This is a genomic window from Legionella resiliens (genome assembly GCF_021344005.1).
In the GTDB taxonomy this organism is placed as follows: domain Bacteria; phylum Pseudomonadota; class Gammaproteobacteria; order Legionellales; family Legionellaceae; genus Legionella; species Legionella resiliens.
In genome coordinates this window covers 556,050-572,773 of record NZ_JAJTND010000001.1, presented here as the reverse complement: position 1 = coordinate 572,773, position 16,724 = coordinate 556,050, and the positions used below count along the sequence as shown (strand labels likewise).

Sequence of the window (16,724 nt, the reverse complement as noted above, 5' to 3'; positions counted from 1 at the left end):
ATGTCGCGTGATCATGAAAATAAGATGATCACGCGCACGAAGTTTATATATCTATATTCTCTGCCTCTAAGGCATTAGACTCAATAAACTCTCTTCTAGGCTCAACGTTATCACCCATTAAGGTAGTAAAAATAGCATCAGCAGCAACACCATCTTCAATGCTGACTTGCAGCATACGGCGAACAGCTGGATCCATTGTTGTCTCCCAGAGTTGCTCAGGATTCATTTCTCCAAGACCTTTATAACGCTGAATGGTCTGGCCTTTTTTCGCTTCATCCATGAGCCAGCCTAGGGCTTGTTCAAAGTTTTCTACCGCTAACTCTTTCTCACCTCGTTTAATATAAGCCCCTTCTTCGACCAGACTTGCCAATTTGGATCCAAGGTTAACCAATTCTTTATAGTCTTTTGAATAGAAGAATTCAGCATTCATGGGTATGTAATTTTCCATTCCATGCTGCGTAACAATTATTTGCGGTATAAATTGATTCGTATCCTCCAGGGTATGCACCACGACTTGGTACTGCTCTGTTTTACTACCAAGTTGTTGCAAGCTTAAATGCAATTGTTTACACCAATTTGCTATTTTTTCTTGCTGATTAAAATCCTCATTTTGCAATGTGGGTAAATATGCAACACGCTTTAGTATATCCCCTGGATATCTTCTTTTATATCGCTTAATAATTTTTTCAACACGCCTGTACTGCTGTACTAACTCTTCTAATGCCAAAGCGGTAATTGGAGGAGCATCCTTTCCTGGATAGAATGCAGCTCCATCTAAAGCGCTTTGTGTCAAATATTCAAACAATGCCTCGTCATCTTTTACATATTGTTCTTGTTTTCCACGTTTAACTTTATATAAAGGTGGCTGTGCGATATAAATATAACCACGCTCCAGTAACTCACGGGTTTGCCTGTAAAAGAAGGTAAGTAACAAAGTTCTGATATGTGATCCGTCCACATCGGCGTCCGTCATGATGATAATACGATGATAGCGAACTTTATCTGGATCATATTCATCTGGCCCTATACCGCAGCCTAAGGCGGTAATAAGGGTAGCTACCTCTTGTGATGAAAGCATCTTATCAAAGCGTGCTTTTTCAACATTCAAAATCTTTCCTTTGAGTGGCAGGATCGCTTGGAATTTTCTATCCCGCCCTTGTTTTGCAGAGCCACCCGCTGAGTCTCCCTCAACTAGATAAAGCTCTGATAATGCTGGGTCTTTTTCTTGACAATCAGCAAGTTTTCCAGGCAGCCCGGCAATATCTAATGCCCCTTTACGACGCGTCATTTCTCGAGCACGCCGCGCAGCTTCTCTTGCCCGTGCGGCATCTATTATTTTGCCGACAATTGCTTTTGCGCTGGATGGATTTTCAAGGAGGTAATCATTGAATTTTTCCGCAACACTGGATTCAACAACTGATTTTACTTCTGAAGAAACTAATTTGTCCTTTGTTTGTGAGGAGAACTTAGGATCCGGTACTTTAACAGAAAGAACCGCTGTTAATCCTTCGCGCGCGTCATCTCCAGTCGGTGATACTTTGGCTTTTTTCGCATAGCCTTCACTTTCGATGTAATTATTTAGAGTCCTGGTTAATGCGGCCCTAAACCCAGCCATATGGGTTCCACCATCACGTTGAGGGATATTATTAGTAAAGCAATATAGAGTTTCTTGATAGGAATCATTCCACTGCATGGAAAGTTCTACGACAATGTTATCCTTTTCAGCCGTCATGGAAAAAACTGCGGGTATAATGACGTTTTTATTTTTATTGAGATGCTCCACAAACGCCGTTATTCCTCCTTCATAGTGGAAGGTGTCTTGTCTTTGGCTTCGTTCGTCAAATAAATGGATGCAAACACCAGAGTTTAAATAAGATAATTCTCTAAGCCGTTTTGCTAAAATGTCGTAATGAAATTCAATATTTGTGAATGTTTCAGCACTTGGTTTAAACCAAATTTGAGTGCCGGTCGTTGTTGCATCACCTGTTTCTGCCATTGGGGCATCTGGAACTCCATTGCGATAATGTTGCTCATGAATTTTACCATGACGACGCACGGTTAAATGTAATTCTTCAGATAAGGCATTAACTACAGAAACACCCACTCCATGCAAACCACCCGATACTTTATAAGAATTATCATCAAATTTACCACCAGCGTGAAGTACAGTCATAATTACTTCAGCAGCGGATCGTCCTTCTTCTTTATGAATATCGACGGGGATTCCTCGTCCATCATCTTTTACAGTAATTGACTCATCGGTATGGATGGTAACAAAGATCTCTTTGCAATGGCCCGCCAGTGCTTCGTCTATAGAGTTATCAACAACTTCAAAAACCATGTGATGTAGGCCGGTGCCATCATCTGTATCACCAATATACATCCCTGGTCTTTTTCTTACTGCATCTAAACCCTTTAGGACTTTAATATTATTTGAATCGTAACTGGCATCAACGCTCATTAGTGGTCCTCTTAACCCTATTATGGTACTCTGAATACTTTATCATAGCATATTTTGTCCTATGTTTATATCTCATTGGGAACTTTAAACTTACCCATAACGAGCTAAAGAGAAGGTCAGGAACTAGGGATTAGAGATGCTTCCAATATACTCTTGCATGCATTGCCGTTTTGTTTCACGTGAAACATTATAGTTGAGTTAAAATACCTTCATTAATGTAATAAATGGAATGTTCTTCACCGGATAATGCAGTGATAAGGTGTGAGGGTTGAGTAGTGGAAGTTACAATATATTGACCTTTTCTTTGGGCCAAATATCCCATTAGTCTAATTTGGTGTTGTTCGTCAAGTTCTGCTGGCAAATCATCAATCAAATACAAACAATCTTGTTGAAGAAGATTTGCCTGAGCCAATCGCAATGAAATTAAAATAATTTTTTGCTGACCGCGTGACAAAATTTGCTTGGCTTTATTATGTTGTATTTCAATCAAAATATCAGCTTGATGGGCACCAAATTGCGTGTAGGATTTTTGGATATCGCTGGAAAAGCATTCTGTTAATATGTGCTCCAAGTCTCTGCCAGAGTTTTTTTTATCCCAACCCTTATAATAAGTAATCTTACAATCTAGATGGGTTAGCTCACCTAAAACAGTGATAAATTCTTGCTCCCATTGATTGAAATATTCTTCTCTAAGTAAATGAAGTTCATTCGCAAGCATGCTTAATTGCTTATCCCAGGGAATAAAATGCATGTGTGGCGCATGTTGTTTCAAAAGAACATTACGCTGTTTAAGTACTCTTCTATATTCTTTCCATATAGTATGATAATTATGTTTCACGTGAAACAACCCCCAATCCAACAAACTCCGACGCACCGACGGACCCGCATCAATAATTTGAAAAATATCAGCATAAAAAATTTGGCAAGGTAAAGCATAAGCCAGTTGACTGGTAGTCGAGCAAAATTGATTGTTCAACTTAATTTGCGTGGGTTCAGAATAAGATTTTTGAATACTGATCGTCTCCTGCTGTTGCGAGCGGGCAAACACAGTTAAAGAGGGTTGTTCGTACGAAATAATTGGCGAGATTTCACGAGATCGAAATGAATGACCGCAACTTAAAAGATAGAGTCCTTCAAGGATAGAAGTTTTGCCGCTTCCATTTGGCCCAAATATAAAATTGAATCTAGGACTTAAGCCAAGATGTACCGATGAAATATTTCGTAAATGATGAATTTTTAATTCAGAAAGGATCATATTTTCATGGGCATAATAATATATTGATAATTATCATCATCTAATGACTCAATTAAAATACTGCTGTCCGTGTTCGATAAGGACAAGCGAATTTTTCCATCCCCAAAGTGAGAAAGGACATCAAGTAAGTAAGTCGCATTCAAACCAATTTTTAATTCATCACCTTGGGTATCAGCAGTTAGGGATTCTACAGCTTCTTCTTGTTCGTTATTATTGGCAATTAGGGTGAGCATTCCAGGTTGCAAATGAAGCATAACAGCCCTGGACTTTTCATGAGCCAAAATAACAATCCGCGATAAAGAGCGCTTGAAAACAGAACAGTCGATAATAATCTGTTTATCCTGATTTTTAGGAATCGCCTTGGAATAAGGAGGGAACCGTGCCTCAATTAATTTCGATAAAAAAATAAATTGACGCGATACTAATTTAAAATGCGATTTACCTGCAGCTAATAAAACTTCTTCATCATCAATACCATTAAGAAGTCGTAACAATTCCTGAATTCCCTTTTTAGGCAATAACAATTTTTTCTCACTGGTGTTAGAGCACGGATGACGACAAATTGCCATTCGATGTCCATCAGTTGCAACAGCAGAAATAAGATTCGGTTCAAAATCAAGAAACAATCCATTAAGGAAAACCCGCACGTCGTGTTGTGCCATAGCAAAATGAGTTGACTGTAACAACTTTAATAAAACCAAACGCGGAATAGTTAACTCAACTTCATTACACTCATCTTCACTTAAAGGATAGCTCTCAGCGGGTAAAGTCGTTAACTTAAAGGAGCTACGCCCTTGTTTTATTGTTAAAAGCCCATTATTAACGATCACATTTGGGTTGGTTGCATCATCTAAAGAGCGAATAATATCGATAAATTTCTTAGCAGGTACAGTAATACTGCCAGAATGCTGTCCAGATTCACAAGGAACTTGCGCAGAAATTTCGATTTCCAAGTCAGTAGCAGTTATATTCAACAAATCATCTGCTAATTTAAGATAAAAATTTGACAAAATAGCTAAAGATTGTTTTTTATCTACAGCACCAGCCACTGTGAGTAGGGGAGCAAGTAAATCTTCTTTTTTAATAGCGAATTCAAACAAGATAGAACTCCATATGAACCTTAAGAATAAAATAACAAATAAATCGTTTCATCTAACTCATGTACAACTGAATACCCTAACAGAATGATTTATTGATAGAAAAACCCAAAAACCATGTGCCTAGATTACAAATATGACTTAATAAGGCATACCATGCTACTTTGCAGGGCTAGGAAGATAAAATACGCATCAAATTTTTATAATCTTCAGCAAAATCACTGTCATCCTGAATCAATTCCCTAACCTTTCTACATGCATGAATGACTGTTGTATGATCGCGACCTCCAAAATGATCACCAATTTCAGGCAAACTGTGATTCGTTAACTCTTTACTCAAGGCCATAGCCATTTGCCGAGGCCGGGCAATAGAGCGACTGCGGCGTTTTGATAAGATATCAGCCACTTTGACTTTATAATATTCAGCAACAGTTTTTTGAATATTTTCTATAGTGACTAATTTATCTTGTAAAGCCAAAAGATCGCGTAACGCCTCATGAACAAACTCAATAGTAATTGGCTTTCCAGTAAAATGGGCATTAGCAATAACGCGACGCAATGCCCCCTCTAGCTCTCTTACATTAGAACGAATACGTTTCGCGATAAAAAATGCAACTTCATAGGGCAATTCTATGTTCGACTGTTCTGCCTTACTAATTAAAATAGCAACTCGCGTTTCCAATTCAGGCGGCTCAACAGCAACGGTCAGTCCCCAGCCAAATCGGGATTTTAAACGCTCCTCCATGCCTTCAATTTCTTTTGGATAACGGTCACTCGTTAAAATTATTTGCTGTTGTCCTTCCAATAAGGCATTAAACGTATGGAAAAACTCTTCTTGAGACCTGTCCTTGCCAGCAAAAAACTGTATGTCATCAATAAGTAATGCATTTAAGGAGCGATAAAAACGTTTAAATTCATTAATCGAATTCGTCTGGATCGCTTTGACCATATCTGCAACAAAACGCTCAGAATGCAAATAAAGTATTTTCGCATCAGGATTATTCTTTAAGATGGCATTTCCAATAGCATGCATCAAATGCGTTTTCCCTAAACCCACACCACCATATATGAATAAAGGATTGTATGCATCACCAGGCCGCTCAGCGACTTGCATTGATGCAGCACGAGCAAGTTGGTTGGAGTTACCTTCGACAAAGCTTTCAAAAATAAATTTTTTATTTAAGTGGCTGCTCTTATAATCAACCGCCTTCTTCGCCACAGACTTACTTGCCGTAGAACTGACTGGAGGAGGTGTATTTATTTCAGAAGAAAATGAACCAGAAGAACTCGATTCCGAGTCTGTACTGGAGGTTTTACTTCCAATTTCGATGGAAATTGATTTAATCTCTTCACCACAAAACTGCTTAATCAACTCTTCGATTCGAGAAAAGAAATGCTTTTTAACCCAGTCAACGACAAATCGATTAGGCGCAAATAAAATGAAACGCTGCTCATCTGTATGTGCCTGTAAAGGGCGCAACCAGGTATTAAATTGTTGAGCAGAATATTCATCTTGTAATAGACCTAAGCATTTTTGCCAAACAGATGCTGACACAACATAACTCCTCATCAAAGAAGGGTGGTAAAAAGATTATTAAAACTAATTAGCCACAGCATTTAAATATGCCACTGAAAGTACCTGGACAGCAAGATAATTAAGCATGAAATTACTTTGCATAAAGTGAAAAAGTAGAATTTCTTCGATTCACCAAGGTGCTGCTGCATGCAAATTATACTCAGGCTTTTAGATAAAGAAAAGTTATCCACAAAAAAAGTGTGGATATTTTTAAAAACAGCATGCACAAATTATCCCAGAAGCTATTTAAATAGAGGGGTAATTGATTCTAAAGAAAACGCTTTTAACGAAGCATTGACTGTAACAGGAACAGGTTGATTCACATTAAAAAAGGATAATCTGCGTTTATCTGTTTCTAAATTTTTAAAATATGGGCATGCAAAAATTTGTTGGTTAATAGGAGCAACTTCCATCCCTCCTTCATTGTGCTCAGTTAAAAAAACAGAAGCTTTGTATAACGTTGCATTGAAATTACGCTCCATAATAGCTTTACTTAATTGTTGATGCATATTTTTCATCATTAGATTGAGCTGTAACTTTTTAAAATCATCAATTGACACAGTAAATGCTTCATAAGCTAAAGCAACACTACTGAGTAATGCAAATAACAAAACACCACATCCTACTAAAGGAAATGCTATAAAGCTGGAACATATTCCTATACCAGTTAATAAACCTGAGACCCCGGCACAACACCCTGCAATAGAACCAAAAGTACCCACAAAAGTAAACAAAGCAGGAATCATTTTTTTTGATGCAGGTACTGATTGCTGCGCTACTTTATAAGCAATATTTTTTAATATATTTTTATTATTAGGAATACATTGATGTAATTCATATTCATCTTTAAGAAGCAGTAAAATTTGATATAAAGCCGAATTAGCATCTACATCCCGAATTTTATAAAGATCCAGGGTGAGTATGCGTTTAAATAATTTGTTAAAGGCATCACTGTTCTTTTCACATAAAAAGTAAGTATCAATACTCTTTATATATTCATCAATATCGGCAAGCAATTTGTGTTGATTTTTGCGAAATTGAGTTTGAAAAAGGAGCTCATTCTCTTTCTGCTCATGATAGGAAAAATAAAAAACAAGACCACTCACTGAAAAAAATAAAGTAATGGAAATCAAACCCAAGGTTAAAGAAAAAAAACTGGCAATTGATCCACCTACCACAGAGAATAAAATACCAAACAATGGCCATGCAACCCCAGATCCAGAGCCAATTCCATTTAAAACTGATTTAAAAAAAACCATAAGTATCCCTAATCAATCTGAAATCATTGTAGATGGAGAAACTTGATGAATCCTATTGTTCTCAAAAAACATATCTTTTATGTAAAAGAAGTACAAATCAATAAAAATAGAGAGATATTTAGATTTAGAAACTGGAAAAAAATCATGAATCTATATCTCATCGATAATCAGTTCAAGATAAAAAATAATCAAAAAAACCAGAATACCATATAAAAAATATCTAAAAACAAAATAAAAAGACTAAATTTAAGTCACCTTGGATCAAGTTAACTATGAATAAACAGGATCAAATATAGGGAATAAGATGATAATAAAGTGATGAATAAATCAAAGCACAAAGATACAAACAAATAGATCACAGGGAAAAAAATAGTTTACAAACAAGGTTATCTTTAACTTAACTAATTGATTGTTAACAAATTATTTGACTTATCAACAAGAAATAGATGACACAATAACAAAAAGAAATTTAAAAATATAAAATAATGTAGTTATTAACAGCCCATAAATTTATGAGTAAAAAAGTAAATACACAAAAAATAATCAGACCACAAAATTGACAGTAGAAAAAAAGTTCTCTATTATTGCCAACCTCATAATTTTATTAGCAGGTTCATCATGAAACGCACCTTTCAACCCAGTAATTTAAAACGTAAACGTGATCATGGCTTTCGTGAGCGTATGGCTACTCGTGCAGGAAGATTAGTGATTAAACGCCGTCGCGCTAAAGGCCGTAAGCGTCTGACTGCTTAAGTGTTTGCTTTTAAAAAAACACAGCGATTATTAACAAAAAATGATTATAATTATGTGTTTGAACAAGCGAAGAAAATTGTAACATCCGAGTTTATCATTCTCTTTAGAGAGAATAATTTAGGTTATGCACGACTTGGGCTGGCGTTGTCGAAGAAAATGATAGCAAAAGCTCATGATCGAAATCGTATTAAACGACTGTTAAGAGAAAGCTTTCGACAAAAAGAATTACCTGCAGTCGATTTGGTCTTTTTAGCAAGACAAGGCGTAGCAAAACAAACAAATGCAATTATAAACGCTAGAATGGGCAAAACATGGAAAAAAATAATCTCATGTTACGAAAAATAGTTTGTTTACCCATCAAACTATATAAGTATTTGATTAGCCCTTTGTTAAAACCAAGTTGTCGATATTACCCAAGTTGTTCACAATATGCTGAAAGTGCTATCCAACAATGTGGCATAACCAAAGGTTTATGGATGGCTTTAAAAAGAGTATTGCGTTGCCACCCGTGGTCACGTGGTGGCTATGATCCCGTACTCCCTAACAACGAGAATCATTGATGGATATACGACGTATAGTTTTATATATGGCGCTTGCGCTAGTAAGTTTATCACTTTGGAATGCTTGGCAAATAGACTATCCTCCAAAGCCCGTACCAACAGAAAATGTGACAAGCCAAGAGAAAAGTGGACAACCTTTGTTACCTCAAGTAACCCCAAGCAATACGTCAACATCAACCCCAATTAATCCGACTGCTGAACCAACTAAAAGCAACAATGCATCTTTAATTCATGTTAAAACAGATGTTTTAAATGTGTCTATTGATCCACAACAAGGTGATGTCGTTGCAAGTCAACTTCTTGAATACCCTCAAAGTGTAGAAGAAAAGAATAAACCGTTTCTTCTTTTACAAAATCAACCCAACGAACGCTATGTTGCTAACAGCAGCCTTTTTGTTGCCTCAGGACAAAACGTTCAAGCACTTGACTTTAATTTTACAACATCAAAAAAACAATTCGAATTAGGGCCCGATCAAAAGCAATTAACCGTAACACTTAGCGGAAAAAGCAATGAAGGGCTTGATGTACAAAAAGAATTTACCTTTACAAAAGGTAGTTATCTTATTGATGTAAATTACAAAATTGTTAATAAAGGAAGCAATGAATGGACTGGATATTTGAATACCCAGCTGTTACGTAGCTCACCCAAAGAGGATAAATCAAGCGTATTTCACGTTGGTTCCTATACGGGAGCTTCGTACTCAGAACCAGGAAAACATCGCTATCAAAAGGTAAGCTTCGGCGATATGAATAAAGCAAATCTGGACGTAGACAGTAAAGGTGGCTGGATTGCCATGCAACAGCACTATTTTTTAAGTGCCTGGGTCCCAGAACCTAATGCGAACAACAAATTTTATACTCGCGCTGCAAATAATGATTATACTATTGGGGCTGTAAGCAAACCGATTACCCTCAAGCCTGACGAGCAGACCACAGTGGGTTCCAGATTGTATATAGGTCCAGAAATCACCAGCGTATTAAAAAACATTGCCCCCTCGCTTGAACTTACTGTAGATTATGGAATTTTATGGTTTTTATCTACGTTATTATTCTCGTTTATGAAAGCAATTTACAATTTCGTTGGCAACTGGGGTTGGTCAATCGTTTTAGTTACTGTATTAATTAAATTAGCCTTTTATCGCTTATCTGCTGCCAGCTATAAATCAATGGCGGGGATGCGTAAATTACAGCCCAAGTTACAGGCTTTACGTGAACGTTATGGCGATGATAAAGCAAAAATCAGCCAAGCTACCATGGAACTTTATAAACAAGAAAAGGTAAATCCTTTAGGTGGCTGTTTGCCTATATTAATCCAAATTCCTGTATTTATTGCCTTATATTGGGTTTTATTGGAAAGCGTTGAGTTAAGACAAGCACCATTTATCCTATGGATTAACGACCTGGCTTCACCTGATCCGTATCATGTATTGCCATTGATTATGGGCGCTACAATGCTGATCCAACAAAAACTAAATCCCGCACCGCCTGATCCAATGCAAGCAAAAATCATGATGTTTTTGCCCATATTATTCACTGGCTTATTTTGGAATTTTCCAGCGGGTTTGGTATTGTATTGGATTGTGAATAATACCTTGTCTATATTGCAACAATGGTACATTACTCGTAAATATTCTGATGAAAAACCAGCAAAGAAACTTGTTTCCGTAAAATAAATGCCTACTACAGAAACCATAGCAGCTATAGCTACCCCACCTGGCAGAGGTGGGGTAGGAATCATCCGATTATCTGGTCCACAAGCATACACAATAGCCTACTCGCTTAATGGCAATAAGCCACTATCGCCACGTATGGCTACTTTTTGTTCCTTTTATTCTTTCTCTGAGGATGCGCAATCACAACAACTCGATGCGTTAATTGATCAAGGGATAATGATTTATTTCAAAGCCCCCCATTCTTTTACTGGTGAAGATGTGGTCGAAATTCAAGCGCATGGATCTCCTGTTGTGCTCGATATGCTCATCAAAGCGTGCATTCTTCTAGGGGCCCGGATGGCGCGTCCAGGGGAGTTTTCTGAGCGAGCATTTTTAAATGATAAAATTGATTTAACGCAGGCTGAGGCAATAGCTGATTTAATTCAAGCCAGTTCGCAAACTGCAGCACGAATGGCCTTAAAATCTTTGCAAGGTGATTTTTCAAATAAAATCAACCAATTAAATGAAAAGATTATTAATTTACGTCTCTATGTGGAAGCAGCAATAGATTTTCCAGAAGAAGAAATTGACTTCCTCAACGACGGTAAAGTAGCCCAATTGCTACAAAATATTTTAATTGAGTTAGAGGAGATACGTTCGCAAGCGAGTCAAGGCGTTATCTTACGTGAAGGCTTATCTGTAGTAATCGCTGGAAGACCCAATGCAGGCAAATCAACTTTGATTAACTGCCTCGCTGGACGTGATGTTGCCATAGTGACGGAAATTGCTGGGACAACACGAGATGTGATGCGTGAACATATTTTGCTTGATGATATTCCACTTCACATCATTGATACTGCGGGTTTACGGGATTCTGATGATTTGGTTGAAAAGGAAGGAATTAAAAGAGCCTGGAAAGAGTTAAAGAAGGCAGATTGCGTTTTGCTCGTCGTTGATGTGAATGATCTGGAACACCATCATTATTTAACAAAGGAAATCAAGGCTGCATTACCACAGGAAGTTCCTATTATTACAATATTTAATAAAATTGATACTTTAGGCCGCAGTGCTCAAATACATGAGCATAACGTCTATCTTTGTGCCAAATCAGGTGAAGGAATTGATGGCCTAAAACACATAGTCAAACAGGTTGCAGGCTATCAACCCAATGAAGGCCACTTCCTTGCCAGAAGACGTCATTTACACGCATTAGATGAAGCAAAAAATTTACTTGCCAGCGGCCAACAACAATTAACCGTGCATCGCGCCGGTGAGTTATTGGCAGAGGATTTACGCCGCGCCCATCAAAGCTTATGCGAAATAACCGGTGAATTCAGTTCCGATGATCTGTTAGGTCGTATCTTTTCCAGCTTCTGTATTGGCAAATAAGTCATTACTTTTTCTTTATGTAACAACTTAATGCATTTCTTTACCGTTTTGAAACATTATGTTAAAAAAACATACAAAAATTTCTTGTCAAAATTCAAGGCAAATGATAATGTACATATAAAAACACTCTGTAAATTTTTTGTAAAGAAGGGGGTTGTCATGGCTTATTCAGAATTAGATAAGACTTTTGTTGAGGATAAGAACCAGTTCTTCATGCAACTTCGCAATAAGGAGCTAAACACCCCTGAGGATATTGACGGTCGAGCAGGTCAAGTTAGCTATACCTTCCTATTAAAAAATCAAAAAGATCTTGAAACTGAATTCCTTAATCTATTTGCTGTATTAGAAAAACAAAAAGATGAAGATGATGAAAAATATAAAGCATTTTGGGAGTACTGTTACTATTGCGCTACGCTTTTGGAAACTTTTCATAAGTCATATGCACATAAAAATAGATTTTCAGAGGCATCATTTATAAAAAAATATGGAAGAACAAGTAAAGAAGACGAATATACCCAATTAAAGGAAAAAATTAAAAAGCATTTAGTGAAAGAAAAAGAAAAACAAAAAGATGAAGAAGAGTTTATAAACTCGTTAAGGGACTATTTCATTAAAAGTTTTCGTAATTTGTTTACCTCGCCAGCTCACCTTTCGCAAATTCGGGATTATGTGGCTTATGCTAATTTATGCCGCGTATACTGGGTTTTTTGTCGGTTAACTATGGTTTCAGGTTTTGCTCTAGCAAAGGAGACGCAATTTCTTGAAAAGCTGGATAAAATTTTAGGTACGCATACAGATGCTGATAAAATAATTGAGCGACTTAAAGCGCCTAATGGGGTGCTTAATTATTTTAGCGTAGGTCTCTTTTTAATTCGTTTTGCCATCGATGCTGGTTATTTGGTTCAGCATACTTTTTTTCCTACCGATGAGGAGAAAAAGGATAAAACTACAGCTCTAGAGCGTTTTAAATTCGAACTATACAAACGCCACTGTAATTTTGCCAATGACTTAGTGTGGGCCACTGTTAATTTCTTAACTAATTTTAATCATATCACTCACATACCCGATCCTACAGCTGGAGTGATTACGGCTGCATTTTTAGGGTTTGACGTTTGTATGACTTTATATAAATGTTATTTGGCAAAACGGGAGTATCTGGCTAAGAAAGCGCAATATGACCAGGAAATAGAGGATTACCGCAATAAAGCATTATTTACCCATTTGTCTCAAAAAGAACGAGAAATGCATATAGAAATGCTTGAAAAGCAAATTATAGAGCTGGAAATTAATTGGCGCACAAAAGAAGCAACGTTTTATTTTAACGCGGCAGCAGCAGCATTATTGATGCTTGGTTTCTCAGCTTCATTAATGCTTACCGGGCCAGGAATACCGGTTGTGTGTTTCTTTGTATGTACTGTTGCTGTTGCAATGTATCTCTCTTCGGATGCTTATGCGAAGTATCAGGAAAAAAGTTTACGTTTGGAACATGCCAAAGGAAAAGAAGATTATACAGCTGCACTTAAGGAGTATGACGCTGCGTATAATGATTTTGTTTTTACTATGATAAAAAATACAGTCATTCCCACTCTTTTAATTGCTACTTATGCAGTATGTTGGCCTGCAGCAATCGCTTTAACTGTATTGTTTATAGGTTATGAAATTTATCATGCATACGATCAGCATAACAGTAAAAAAGAAGCAGATAGGTTAGCTTTGGAAAGTCCTAAAGAAGAGGATATTCTTGAAGATGAAAAAGCGAGACTGATTCATTCTGGCGAAAATGTAGATGTAGATGAAGAGTTACTAGGATGTGGTTGTTTTTAATTGGTTGTCGTTGACGACGAAGGGAACTTCCTGTTTTGATCATTATATTGTCATAATGATCAATTTTGTATACGCTGCCCTTCTCCCGTATTCTGTCATCCCTGCGAAGGCAGGGATCCCTCCATCAAAAAGTTCATAGCTCAAATTAATCTGCTGAGATTCTTCCCAGACCAGACTACGTTGATTTATTTTTTATTGCTAATGCTTTTTCATACAATTCATTTTTACTTCCGCTGCTTAGCTTGCATGCAATGGCTACCGCCTGTTTAAGCGGAAGCTCATCCAATAATACTGTAAGTAGTTTTTCATGAGCATCTGGTTCAGGAACTGTTGGGCGCGGAGGAATAAGCAGCACAAACTCTCCTTTTACATGTGCTGGCTCTGCTAAAAGCCAGTTTTTGACCTCAAGCAAAGTACCTGTAATAAAGCGTTCGAAGGTTTTGGTTAATTCTTTTGCCAGAACAATCTCACATGTTTGACCATAGAGTTCCCCAATATCATCAAGGCATTCAAGAATACGGTGCGTCGATTCATAAAAAATTAAAGTATGGGGTTCTGTACGGAGGGTATCCAATTTGCTTTTTCGTGCCTGCTGTTTTGCCGGGAGAAATCCTAAAAACAGAAAAGAATCACAAGGAATTCCAGCCGCACAAAGCGCTGTAATTAATGCACATGCTCCAGGAACAGGGATAACAGGAATGTTGTATTGACGCGCTAATTTTACTAATAAAAAACCTGGATCGCTAATTAATGGTGTACCCGCATCGCTGATTAATGCTCCTGATTTCCCGGTTAAAAGCGCTTCAACAATGTGTTTGCTTTTATCATTTTCATTATGTGCATGGAGGGATTCAAGATTATTCTTTATTCCTAAAGAAGTTAATAGCTGCACCGAATGACGTGTATCTTCAGCTAAAATAAAATCAACCGACTTAAGCACCTCTAATGCTCTAAATGTAATGTCCTCACGGTTTCCAATTGGAGTCGCAACAATATAAAGCGTTCCTATGCCTGTTGCTAGTGAGTTAGTCATGGTTTATCCTCTTGCGTTATTGCTCATTCAATTCTTAAAAACATGTTAATAAAAATTCGCGTATTTTTTTTACTGACATCTACTTTTTTTCTTTGCCAATGCACTACAGCGGTGAATCCTCCAGAAATGGCTGCGCCAGCGCCTGCACCAAAAGTAGAGAAGAAAAAAAAAGCGAGTCCTTATTCCAAGCCTACTGGAAGTTACCTTGAACAGGCTAAAAATCAAGAGGGCATCGAAAAACAACAATCCTTACTTCGGGCTGCAGGCCGATTGATTTCAGAAGGTCAATGGCGACAAGGTACTGCTATTTTAGCACAGACTTCTGACTTAACACCGGCACTTAAGCATGAAAAGAGTCTTTTATTGGCACAAAGTGATCTCATTCGCGACCGACCCCAAATTGCATTGAACAAATTAGCCAGTATTACTGAGCGCAATGAATTGTCCGCTTATCAAAAGATCCAGCTTCATGAACTTTTAGCACAAGCTTATCGTGGTACAGGTAAGCAATTGGAATCGGTTAAAGAGCGTATTCAACTTGAGACTTTGTTGACTGATGAGGAAAGTCAAGCCAATAATCGTCGTACGCTTTGGTTAACTTTGACTCATATACCTCAAGCAGAATTAAATTCATTTGCTGCTCAAACCGCGAATCAATCCGTACTGCAAGGATGGGTACAGCTCGTATTGATTTCACGCACGTATCGCGACAATCCAAAGGCTATACTTGCTGCGCTAAACCAATGGCAATCACAGTACAGGAGTCACCCAGCAAATCATATTTTGCCTGATCCACTGGATTCAATTGCGCATAAAATGCGTGCTCAACCAAAACAAGTAGCTCTATTGCTCCCCTTAAGCGGCGCATTGCAAGGACCAGGTACGGCAGTGCGGGATGGATTTATGGCCGCATACAAGAGCAATAACAGCGAAACATCCATGCAGGTGAAAACCTACGATACCGATAAAGGTGATGTTGCCTCCTTGTATCAAAATGCAATCAATGATGGTGCTGAGTATATTGTGGGACCTCTAACCAAATCGCAGGTAGCTGCAGTTGCGGCACTATCCCATCCTGTTCCTACACTGTTGCTCAATGATGCTGATAGCGTTATCCAGGAAAATTCCTATTTATTCGGACTTTCACCCACAAATGAAGCAGTGCAGGTAGCAATCAGAGCAAAGAATAAAGGATATAGTCGCGCATTAATTATCGCACCAGGAAACGATTGGGGAAAAGAGATAACCAAAGCATTTACCCAACAATGGCAAAAAAATGGCGGGCGTGTTGTTGATACTTTTTCATATGGTGTTAATGATGATTTGAATAAAAAAATGAAAGATTTTCTGCAAATCACCAACAGCCAACAACGCGAAAAGAAATTAAGGGAATTATTAGGACAAAAAATCCAGCCAGTTATTAGCCGCAGGCAAGATTTTGACATGATATTTTTGCTGGCCTATCCCTCCAAAGCCCGGCAAATTATGCCTTTGTTAAATTACTATTATGCAGGAGATGTCCCAGTATATGCTACAGCAAGTGTCTACGGTGGTAGTGCTAATCCATTGAAAGATAAAGATCTTGATGGCATTATTTTTTGTGATATTCCTTGGGTCTTCGCGCATCAGGCGGGGACACGCAATTGGCCAGAACAGTTTAATAGCTACAATCGATTGTATGCTTTAGGAATCGATAGTTATACTTTGGCTACGCAATTGAATCAATTGATGTTATTCCCAGCAGACCAATCGCAGACTGGAGAGGGTATTTTATATCTCAATCCGTCTCAGCACGTTGCGCGTGTTTTGGAGTGGGGACAATTTAAACAAGGTCTTGTACATTCATTAGGTGAGACCGCGTAATT

13 protein-coding genes are annotated in these 16,724 nt (G+C 37.7%); 7 read left to right on the top strand and 6 right to left on the bottom strand.

Annotated features, from left to right (window positions below; genetic code table 11):
- Window positions 1-43: 43 nt before the first annotated feature.
- The 5 genes from gyrB to LXO92_RS02405 all read right to left on the bottom strand — a co-directional run bounded on the left by gyrB (window position 44) and on the right by LXO92_RS02405 (window position 7,648).
- Window positions 44-2,461, bottom strand: a complete 2,418-nt coding sequence (gyrB, locus tag LXO92_RS02425) for a DNA topoisomerase (ATP-hydrolyzing) subunit B (protein ID WP_232890340.1) — start codon at window positions 2,459-2,461, stop codon at window positions 44-46.
- A gap of 187 nt (window positions 2,462-2,648) precedes the next feature.
- Window positions 2,649-3,716, bottom strand: a complete 1,068-nt coding sequence (gene recF, locus LXO92_RS02420; RefSeq protein WP_182351167.1) for a DNA replication/repair protein RecF — start codon at window positions 3,714-3,716, stop codon at window positions 2,649-2,651.
- The gene (gene dnaN, locus LXO92_RS02415; RefSeq protein ID WP_182351166.1) at window positions 3,713-4,816 is read right to left on the bottom strand and encodes a DNA polymerase III subunit beta; all 1,104 of its coding nucleotides are present in this window, start codon (window positions 4,814-4,816) and stop codon (window positions 3,713-3,715) included. Before dnaN ends, recF begins: the two co-directional genes overlap by 4 nt.
- Before the next feature lie 169 nt (window positions 4,817-4,985).
- The gene (gene dnaA, locus LXO92_RS02410) at window positions 4,986-6,368 is read right to left on the bottom strand and encodes a chromosomal replication initiator protein DnaA (RefSeq protein ID WP_182351165.1); all 1,383 of its coding nucleotides are present in this window, start codon (window positions 6,366-6,368) and stop codon (window positions 4,986-4,988) included.
- 263 nt (window positions 6,369-6,631) lie between these two features.
- A complete protein-coding gene (locus LXO92_RS02405; protein WP_182351164.1) occupies window positions 6,632-7,648 on the bottom strand; it encodes a hypothetical protein in 1,017 nt (338 codons plus the stop codon).
- A 618-nt stretch (window positions 7,649-8,266) separates the two neighbouring features.
- Here LXO92_RS02405 and rpmH point away from each other — a divergent pair.
- The 6 genes from rpmH (at window position 8,267) to LXO92_RS02375 (ending at window position 13,826) form a co-directional block, all read left to right on the top strand.
- Complete coding sequence (gene rpmH, locus LXO92_RS02400; protein ID WP_019232681.1) at window positions 8,267-8,401, top strand: 50S ribosomal protein L34; 135 nt, start codon at window positions 8,267-8,269, stop codon at window positions 8,399-8,401.
- A complete protein-coding gene (gene rnpA, locus LXO92_RS02395) occupies window positions 8,402-8,746 on the top strand; it encodes a ribonuclease P protein component (RefSeq protein WP_182351163.1) in 345 nt (114 codons plus the stop codon). It begins immediately after the preceding gene.
- Window positions 8,713-8,961 carry a membrane protein insertion efficiency factor YidD gene (yidD, locus tag LXO92_RS02390; protein ID WP_182351162.1) on the top strand — a complete coding sequence of 83 codons (249 nt, stop codon included), beginning with the start codon at window positions 8,713-8,715 and terminating at the stop codon, window positions 8,959-8,961. Before rnpA ends, yidD begins: the two co-directional genes overlap by 34 nt.
- Window positions 8,961-10,634 (top strand): membrane protein insertase YidC, encoded by a 1,674-nt coding sequence (gene yidC / locus LXO92_RS02385; RefSeq protein WP_182351161.1) that lies wholly within the window; start codon window positions 8,961-8,963, stop codon window positions 10,632-10,634. Before yidD ends, yidC begins: the two co-directional genes overlap by 1 nt.
- The gene (gene mnmE / locus LXO92_RS02380) at window positions 10,635-12,002 is read left to right on the top strand and encodes a tRNA uridine-5-carboxymethylaminomethyl(34) synthesis GTPase MnmE (RefSeq protein ID WP_232890338.1); all 1,368 of its coding nucleotides are present in this window, start codon (window positions 10,635-10,637) and stop codon (window positions 12,000-12,002) included.
- A gap of 159 nt (window positions 12,003-12,161) precedes the next feature.
- Window positions 12,162-13,826 carry a hypothetical protein gene (locus LXO92_RS02375; protein WP_232890337.1) on the top strand — a complete coding sequence of 555 codons (1,665 nt, stop codon included), beginning with the start codon at window positions 12,162-12,164 and terminating at the stop codon, window positions 13,824-13,826.
- A 175-nt stretch (window positions 13,827-14,001) separates the two neighbouring features.
- Here LXO92_RS02375 and rsmI read toward each other — a convergent pair whose 3' ends face one another.
- Entirely contained in the window at window positions 14,002-14,859 is an 858-nt protein-coding gene (rsmI, locus tag LXO92_RS02370; protein ID WP_182351159.1) for a 16S rRNA (cytidine(1402)-2'-O)-methyltransferase, read from the bottom strand.
- Between the two features lie 42 nt (window positions 14,860-14,901).
- Here rsmI and LXO92_RS02365 point away from each other — a divergent pair, with 42 nt between their 5' ends.
- Window positions 14,902-16,722, top strand: coding sequence for a penicillin-binding protein activator (locus LXO92_RS02365; protein WP_182351158.1), 1,821 nt, complete (start codon window positions 14,902-14,904; stop codon window positions 16,720-16,722).
- Window positions 16,723-16,724 lie beyond the last annotated feature (2 nt).